The organism is Pedobacter miscanthi (genome assembly GCF_003315595.1).
In the GTDB taxonomy this organism is placed as follows: Bacteria; Bacteroidota; Bacteroidia; order Sphingobacteriales; family Sphingobacteriaceae; genus Pedobacter; species Pedobacter miscanthi.
Genome location: NZ_QNQU01000013.1, coordinates 191,541 through 200,807, shown reverse-complemented (window position 1 = coordinate 200,807; position 9,267 = coordinate 191,541). Strand labels below are relative to the sequence as shown.

Sequence of the window (9,267 nt, the reverse complement as noted above, 5' to 3'; positions counted from 1 at the left end):
CGCTACGGCTGCTACAGGCTTCACCGTTAACTCGGCAACACAGATCACGGCGACCGCACCGGCGGGAACTGGTACGGTTGATGTCCGCATCATTACAACAGGTGGTACCAGCGCCACTAGTGCCAGCGACCAGTTTACCTACATCGCTGCGCCAACAGTAACGTCTTTGAGCCCAACCAGTGGCCCAACCAGCGGAGGCACTAGCGTAACCATTACCGGCACCAACTTCATCGGTGCGAACGCGGTAACCTTTGGCGCTACGGCGGCTACAGGCTTCACCGTTAACTCGGCAACACAGATCACGGCGACCGCACCGGCGGGAACAGGTACGGTTGATGTCCGCATCACAACACCAGGTGGCACCAGCGCCACCAGTGCCAGCGACCAGTTTACCTATATCGCTGCGCCTACTGTTTCAGCTGCTAAGATTAATATTAGTGGCGGAAGTGGGACGGGTGGTGCATTCAAGATAGGGGATGTAGTAACCGCAATCTGGGATAATTCTGCTAGTGGCGATAATAATCCGAGTATTATCGCAGTAACTATAGATTTTAGTCAATTTGGTGGTGGTGCTACGGTTACAGCCAGCAATAATAACAACATCTGGACAGCTACTTATACTATTGTTGCCGGTACTATCGATGCCACCAACAGGAATATATCCGTAACTGCAACAAATTCTGCTGGTCCAACAACTACGACAGGGACCAATAATGCTCTTGTAGATAATGTGGCACCACTGGTTACGGATGCTAACATTAGCATCAACGGCGCCAGCGGAACAGGTGGTACGTATAAAATCGGTGATGTAATAACCGCTACCTGGAATAATACTGCTACGGGAGATACCAATACGGATATTATTTCTTCGGTAACCATCAACTTCAGCCAGTTTGGCGGTGGAAGTGCGGTAGCGGCGACCAACAGCGGCGGTATCTGGACAGCAACTTATACACTTGCTGCCGGGGCAATTAATGCTACTAACAGGAATGTAGCTGTTACAGCAACAGATAACGCAGGAAATACAAGAACCACAGTTGGTAGTAATAATGCTACCATAGATAATCAGGCTCCGTTGGTGGTAATCAGCAGTACGGCCGGCGCATCGGGTGGATCGACGGGTACTTCACCAATTTCATTTACAGTTACCTTTTCAGAGTCTGTAACAGGGTTTGTGGCAGGGAATATTATACCGGGAAATGCCACACTGAGTGGATTTTCGGGAAGTGGAACTACTTATACCTTTAATGCAACGCCTACAGCAAATGGTTCGGTAACCATAAACATTGCAGCTAATGCGGCACAGGATGCTGCGGGCAATGGTAATACGGCTGCTAGTCAATATTCGATTACTTATACTCAACCCTCGATAATTACTGCTTCAGCCGGTACTTTTCCATCTGCGTTAAGCACAACTTATGGAACCGCATCGGCATCAACTAGCGTCTCGGTATCGGGTACTGGTTTATCAGCAGGTATTACGGCTACCCCATCTTCTACCACCAATTTCGAGGTAAGTGCTGATAATGTGAGTTATAGTTCTTCTGTTACTATCGGAGGTTCTGGAGCTGTATCGGGAACGGTATATGTAAGATTAAAAGCAAGTGCGCCAGCTGGTACGAATATTTCTGGAAATGTAGTGTTAACCAGCAGCAATGCAAATAGTCCAACAGTCACTATACCATCAAGTACAGTTGCTAAAGCGACATTAACTTATACAGCAAATACTTCCTCTAAAGTTTATGGTGATGCTGTTCCGGCTTTATCAGGAACGGTTACTGGATTTGTAAATTCGGAAACCACCTCTACAGCCACAACCGGTACACTTAGCTGGTCAACGCTTGCATCTGCAAATTCTCCAGCTGGTTCTTACGGAATTAACGGAACAGGATTAAGTGCCAGTAATTATGATTTTGTACAAGCTTCGTCAAATGCGACAGCTTTAGCCGTAACCACAAAAACCATCACGGTAACTGCAGCAGCGAAAGCTAAAACCTATGACGATGCCGATCCTGCTTTAACCTATACTTTTGCTCCAGCATTGGTAACAGGGGATAGCTTCACAGGTTCATTAACCAGGGCTACAGGGGAAACTGTAGGTACTTATGCCATCAACCAGGGTTCAGTTGCATTAAACAGCAATTACACCATCAATTACGTTGGTGCAGATTTAACCATCGGTGCAAAAAACATTACCGTAACCGCAGCAGCGAAAAGCAAAACTTATGGTGATGCCGATCCTGCCTTAACTTATACTTTTGCTCCGGCATTGGTTGGTACTGATACCTTCACAGGATCATTAACCAGATCAGCTGGCGAAACTGTTGGCACTTATGCCATCAACCAGGGTTCAGTTGCATTAAACAGCAATTACACCATCAATTACGTTGGTGCAGATTTAACCATCGGTGCAAAAAACATTACCGTAACCGCAGCAGCGAAAGCTAAAACCTATGGCGATGCTGATCCTGCCTTAACCTATACTTTTGCCCCGGCATTGATAACAGGTGATAGTTTCACAGGTTCATTAACCAGGGCTACAGGCGAAACTGTAGGTACTTATGCCATCAACCAGGGTACCGTTGCATTAAACAGCAATTACACCATCACTTATGTTGGTGCAGATTTAACCATCGGTGCAAAAACCATCACGGTAACCGCAGCAGCGAAAGCTAAAATCTATGGCGATGCTGATCCGGCCTTAACCTATACTTTTGCTCCGGCATTGGTGACAGGCGACAGCTTTACAGGTTCACTAACCAGGGCTACAGGCGAAACTGTAGGCACTTATGCCATCAACCAGGGTACCGTTGCACTAAACAGCAATTACACCATCAATTATGTTGGTGCAGATTTAACCATCGGTGCAAAAACCATCACGGTAACCGCAGCAGCGAAAGCTAAAACCTATGGCGATGCTGATCCTGCTTTAACTTATACTTTTGCTCCTGCACTGGTGACAGGCGACAGCTTCACCGGTTCACTGACCAGGGCTACAGGCGAAGCTGTAGGTACTTATGCCATCAACCAGGGTTCAGTTGCATTAAACAGCAATTACACCATCACTTATGTTGGTGCTAATCTGACTATCGGTGCAAAAACCATCACGGTAACTGCAGCAGCGAAAGCTAAAACCTATGGCGATGCTGATCCTGCTTTAACCTATACTTTTGCCCCGGCACTGGTAACAGGTGATAGCTTCACAGGTTCATTAACCAGGTCAGCTGGCGAAACTGTAGGCACTTATGCCATCAATCAGGGTTCAGTTGCATTAAATAGTAATTACACGATCACTTATGTTGGTGCTAATCTGACCATCGGTGCAAAAACCATCACGGTAACCGCAGCAGCGAAAGCTAAAACCTATGGTGATGTTGACCCTGCTTTAACCTATACTTTTGCCCCAGCTTTGGTTGGTACTGATGCCTTTACAGGGTCATTAACCAGGTCAGCTGGCGAAACTGTAGGTACTTATGCCATCAACCAGGGTACCGTTGCACTAAACAGCAATTACACCATCATTTATGTTGGTGCAGATTTAACCATAGGCAAGAAAACCATCACCGTAACTGCAGCAGCGAAGAGCAAAACTTATGGCGATACTGATCCTGCTTTAACCTATACTTTTGCTCCTGCACTGGTAACAGGTGATAGCTTCACAGGTTCATTGACCAGGGCTACAGGCGAAACTGTAGGCACTTATGCCATCAACCAGGGTTCCGTTGCATTAAACAGCAATTACACCATCAATTATGTTGGTGCTAATCTGACCATCGGCGCAAAAACCATCACGGTAATTGCAGCCGCGAAAGCTAAAACCTATGGCGATGCTGATCCTGCTTTAACCTATACTTTTGCCCCGGCATTGGTAACAGGCGACAGCTTTACAGGATCATTAACCAGGGCTACAGGCGAAGCTGTTGGCACTTATGCCATCAATCAGGGTTCAGTTGCATTAAACAGCAATTACACCATCAATTATGTTGGTGCTAATTTAACCATCGGTTCAAAAACCATCACGGTAACCGCAGCAGCGAAAGCTAAAACCTATGGCGATGCCGATCCTGCTTTAACCTATACTTTTGCCCCGGCTTTGGTTGGTACTGATGCCTTTACAGGGTCATTAACCAGGGCTACAGGCGAAACTGTAGGTACTTATGCCATCAATCAGGGTTCAGTTGCATTAAACAGCAATTACACCATCAATTATGTTGGCGCTAATTTGACCATCGGTGCAAAAACCATCACGGTAACTGCAGCAGCGAAAGCTAAAACCTATGGCGATGCTGATCCTGCTTTAACCTATACTTTTGCTCCGGCATTGGTAACAGGTGATAGCTTCACAGGTTCATTAACCAGGGCTACAGGTGAGGCTGTAGGTACTTATGCCATCAATCAGGGTTCCGTTGCATTAAACAGCAATTACACGATCAATTATGTTGGTGCTAATTTGACCATCGGTGCAAAAACCATCACGGTAACCGCAGCAGCGAAAGCTAAACCCTATGGCGATGCCGCTCCTGCTTTAACCTATACTTTTGCCCCGGCACTGGTAACAGGTGATAGCTTTACAGGTGCATTAACCAGGGCTACAGGTGAGGCTGTAGGTACTTATGCCATCAACCAGGGTACCGTTGCATTAAACAGCAATTACACCATAAATTATGTTGGTGCAGATTTAACAATAGGAAAGAAAACCATCACGGTTACCGCAGCAGCGAAAAGCAAAACCTATGGCGATGCTGATCCGGCCTTAACCTATACTTTTGCTCCCGCACTGGTAACAGGCGACAGCTTTACAGGTTCATTAACCAGGGCTACAGGCGAAACTGTAGGTACTTATGCCATCAACCAGGGTACCGTTGCATTAAACAGCAATTACACCATCAGTTATGTTGGTGCAGATTTGACCATCGGTGCAAAAACCATCACGGTTACCGCAGCAGCGAAAAGCAAAACTTACGGCGATACCGACCCTGCTTTAACCTATACTTTTGCTCCGGCACTGGTAACAGGTGATAGCTTTACAGGTTCATTAACCAGGGCTACAGGCGAAACTGTAGGTACTTATGCCATCAACCAGGGTACCGTTGCATTAAACAGCAATTACACCATCAGTTATGTTGGTGCAGATTTGACCATCGGTGCAAAAACCATCACGGTTACCGCAGCAGCGAAAAGCAAAACTTACGGCGATACCGACCCTGCTTTAACCTATACTTTTGCTCCGGCACTGGTAACAGGTGATAGCTTTACAGGTTCATTAACCAGGGCTACAGGCGAAACTGTGGGCACTTATGCCATCAACCAGGGTACCGTTGCATTAAACAGCAATTACACCATCAATTATGTTGGCGCTAATTTGACCATCGGTGCAAAAACCATTACGGTAACCGCAGCAGCGAAAGCTAAAACCTATGGCGATGCTGATCCTGCTTTAACCTATACTTTTGCTCCTGCATTACAAACAGGCGACAGCTTTACAGGTTCATTAACCAGGGCAGCAGGTGAAAATGCTGGTACCTATGCCATCAACCAGGGTACGGTAACTGCAGGTACAAATTATGCAATTACTTATGTAGGTGCTAATTTAACCATCAACAAAGCGATACTAACTGTTACGGCAAGCAACGCAGTAATGTGCCAGTCAGATGGTTTCCCAACATTTGCAGTAACCTACAGCGGCTTTAAAGCAGGCGATACCGAGAATTCGTTAACAACCAGGCCTTCGGTAAGCACTACGGCAAACAGAAATGTAGCCGGTACGTATGCACTTGTTCCGGCAGGTGGAGTATCGGGTAACTACAGTTTTGTATATGTAAACGGTACTTTAACCATTAATGCCCTTCCGGTTGTCAATATTGTAAGCAACAAGGGTACGGATATAAGTAAAGGTGAAACAGCTTTATTAACTGCAACTGGCGGTACAGGTTACAGCTGGTCGACCGCAAGCGGCATCATCAGCGGCCAGAACACAGCTGTGCTTACCGTACGTCCGGCGCAAACCACCACCTACACGGTGCGCGTAACCAATGCAAGCGGATGTATTTCGGTACAGAACATCACCATCAAGATAAACGAAGACTACAAAGTGGTAGCCAACAACATCTTAACCCCTAACGGCGATGGGGTGAATGATACCTGGATTGTACAGAACATCGATATGTACCCAAGCAACGAGGTGAGGATCTTCGACCGCAATGGCAGACAGATGTACAGTAAAAAAGGATATGATAACAGCTGGAACGGAACCATAGGCGGAAACGAACTTGCCGAGGGTACCTACTACTATATCATTACCTACGGACCAGACAAACTTGTTCAGAAAGGATTTATCACCATTATCAGAAACCGTTAAGAAAATGAAAAGGATGAAAACAAAAATATTGATATTGGCAGCTCTTATTTGGGTATCAAAGGTAAACGCACAAACCAGCCCCTTATTAAACCAGTATTATAATAATACTTATCTCGCTAACCCGGCAATGGCCGGGCTAGCCCAGGGAGCAGCAGTAGATTTAGCTTTCCGCTCTCAATGGAACGATGTGCCCGGCGCACCCATGATCCAGAACCTGACCGCCACCTATGGCTGGGAAAAGGTAGGTATCGGATTAAATATGAACCTTGATAAAGCGGGCTTGCAAAGGCAAACGCGTATCCTGGCCAGTTATGCCTATCACCTTCCGCTAAACGAATCCGCTAAACTGCACTTCGGTTTGTCGGCCGGTTTTATGAATCAGCGGATCGATATGCAGGACCTGATCGGTAATCCGAACGACAGCCAGATAGGTGTTTATAATACCGACCATAAAACCTATTTTGATGGTGATTTTGGGGTAGGCCTAACCTCTAAGGGGTTTAATGCGGATGTGGCCATGGTAAACCTGAAAAATTATTTCAAAAGGGATAATTTTAAACTCATCAATACCCCTGTGTTATATGCTTCGGCAGGTTACATTTTTCAGTTGGGAGATAACATTTTCCAGCCAAAGGTAGCTTACCGTTCCTTTACCGAAATAACCGATATTGTTGATGTTGGTGCCCAGTTTGGCATAGCCAACCAACAGGTGCTGTTTACGGCCATGTACCATACCAGTAAGGCCGCAAGCTTTGGTGTAGGTTTACATTATAAAAAGAAGTATACCATAAACACCTCTTACACCACGCAAACCGGTGCACTAAGCGGTTATACTGCCGGAAGCTTTGAGATTAACCTTGGTATTAACTGGTAAGGCTTACAGGCTTTAAAACCGGTAAATCATAAATAAACGGATGCCCTGGAGGCATCCGTTTACTTTAGCTTTTAAACAGCCACTCTGCTGTTAGTTCCTCAACTGATATATTCATGCAATTCCAGCTAAAATGTGAAAATTTTTGATGGCGGAGCCATGAGCAAAATTTTATTTTATCCTAATACAACACTATTAATCCCTGAACCAGCAAAATCAGAAAGCAATGAGTAACAATCAAAACCTGGGCTATTATGACATGGTATTATCCCTATCCCAAAACAAAATTAACCATGAGTTTAAGACTCTTTACAGAAGTGAAGAAATTTCATCCGAATTTAAGATCTTAACAGATCTCTCCGGCACTGAAAACATCAGTCACCACAGCCCCGACTTTGATGAAAAGAAAGCAGATTGGCTAAAGCTCGAAAAACTGGCAGTCGAACTGAATTCGCTAACAGAAACCGTTAACAAACTGGCTAATGAACTAACAAACGCCATCGAAGATGAAAATTATGAGGAAGTAGCCAGGTTAAATAAACTTCTGAAACCTAAAAAAACCGATAAAACAGCGCTTGAACAGAAATTGTCGAAATTACAGCAGTTTCAGGTAATGATTGATGCAAATATTTCTACCCCAAAGGTAGAAATTATAGAAAAAGAAAACTTTTCGCTGCTTTTCAAACTTACTTTCTCCATTGGAAACCTTTATTACCTTGAGAAGGGGAAACTTAACAAAACTGGTCTCAAAGATAAGGTTTATGCTTTCAACGTTCCCATAGGCAAGATCAAAATTACTGCTGATGAAATGGTATTGGCCGGAAATAAAGATGAAATCTTAAGGAAAAGTGGTTTCTCTGATGAGGATTTCACTATAGAATCCATCTTCCTTAACTTCAACAATGCCAACATTTCGGACTTCGACGAAAGTAAAAGCGAATTGCCAGGCGATCAAAAGGACAAAACTTTCCTGCAATTGGCCATTACCAATTATTTTAAGCAGTTGGGACATGCCAGCAATCCTTACATTTTAGGCTATGCTATTCAGAAAAGGAAGGTTACCACAACCGAGCGTGCCATGCTTTATCCCACAGGTGCATCTTTCTCTACCTCTAAAAGTAGCGTTCCGGGAGTATCCTCCTTTAATTTTTTGATGCTTACCGATAACAAGGCCTTTCCGGCTACCGGAAACAGCGGCATTTTGAAAAATAACCTGATCGAAAAGGCTGCCGACAAAACCCCGACCATAAACGGTACCATCGCCATTAATTATACTGCCTTTAAAGATATTTACCTGCAACAGCTCAACCAGGCGGTGATGGATAATTTTCATGCTAATTTTAAAGAAAAGCATGCACAGGCTTATGATGGAACCCAAAAACACAATGGTTTCAACCGGTTCAACTTCACAAGGCACGGATTAAGGATGGGTTTTGATATCGCAGATCCTAAAATAAGCACTAAGACCAATTCCGATGGCTCAACTGCCCTTGTACTTAAATACCGCATTACTGTTGAAGGGAATACGCATAAAGAGATCGATAAAAAGGTGATGATCTGGGTGAAAGCGGGCACTGTGGGTGTAGATCAGCCTTTTTCCACTTCTGGCCGCTACGAAATTGACGGGCAGACGGGCCGAATAGGAGAGCTTACTCTCACTTTAAAGGCGTCAGATAAGGGCAAAATCGAGGTTGTTGCCGATTATATAAACCCGCAGGTAGGTAAAGACACTGAAGATGTGGTATATAAAGATGATGTAGATAAATACTGGGATAAACTTTCTGATTTTGTGAACCCTTTTGGTGCTATCATCGGATTATATACACTCTTTACCGATAAAGGTCGCCAGATCGTAGAATTTGATCAAAGCACTTTTAAAAGTGTCAATTTTAATAGTTTAGATACCTTCTCGGGCAGGGTTATCCTTCCGGGATCCAATACTTATGTATTTAAAAATATCAGATTAATGAATGGCACAGAATCAGAAGAAGATGCTGTTCTTTTCGATATCGCCTATTCACCAATCAACAGCTAAAAC

General features: G+C 44.6%; 3 protein-coding genes. All 3 read left to right on the top strand.

Annotated elements, in window-relative coordinates; all coding sequences use genetic code 11:
* Window positions 1–6,358: MBG domain-containing protein (locus DRW42_RS16245; protein ID WP_113949881.1), on the top strand; the 6,358-nt coding region annotated here is incomplete at its 5' end.
* Window positions 6,359–6,371: 13 nt separating this feature from the next.
* On the top strand, window positions 6,372–7,232 hold the full coding sequence (locus DRW42_RS16240) for a PorP/SprF family type IX secretion system membrane protein (protein WP_113949889.1): 861 nt from the start codon (window positions 6,372–6,374) through the stop codon (window positions 7,230–7,232).
* Window positions 7,233–7,455: 223 nt separating this feature from the next.
* Window positions 7,456–9,264 carry a hypothetical protein gene (locus DRW42_RS16235; protein ID WP_113949880.1) on the top strand — a complete coding sequence of 603 codons (1,809 nt, stop codon included), beginning with the start codon at window positions 7,456–7,458 and terminating at the stop codon, window positions 9,262–9,264.
* Window positions 9,265–9,267: the final 3 nt, after the last annotated feature.

Excerpts from the sequence above, each read along its gene's own strand:
- DRW42_RS16240 (WP_113949889.1), top strand. The coding sequence starts at position 6,372 with ATGAAAACAAAAATATTGATATTGGCAGCTCTTATTTGGGTATCAAAG.
- DRW42_RS16235 (WP_113949880.1), top strand. The coding sequence starts at position 7,456 with ATGAGTAACAATCAAAACCTGGGCTATTATGACATGGTATTATCCCTA.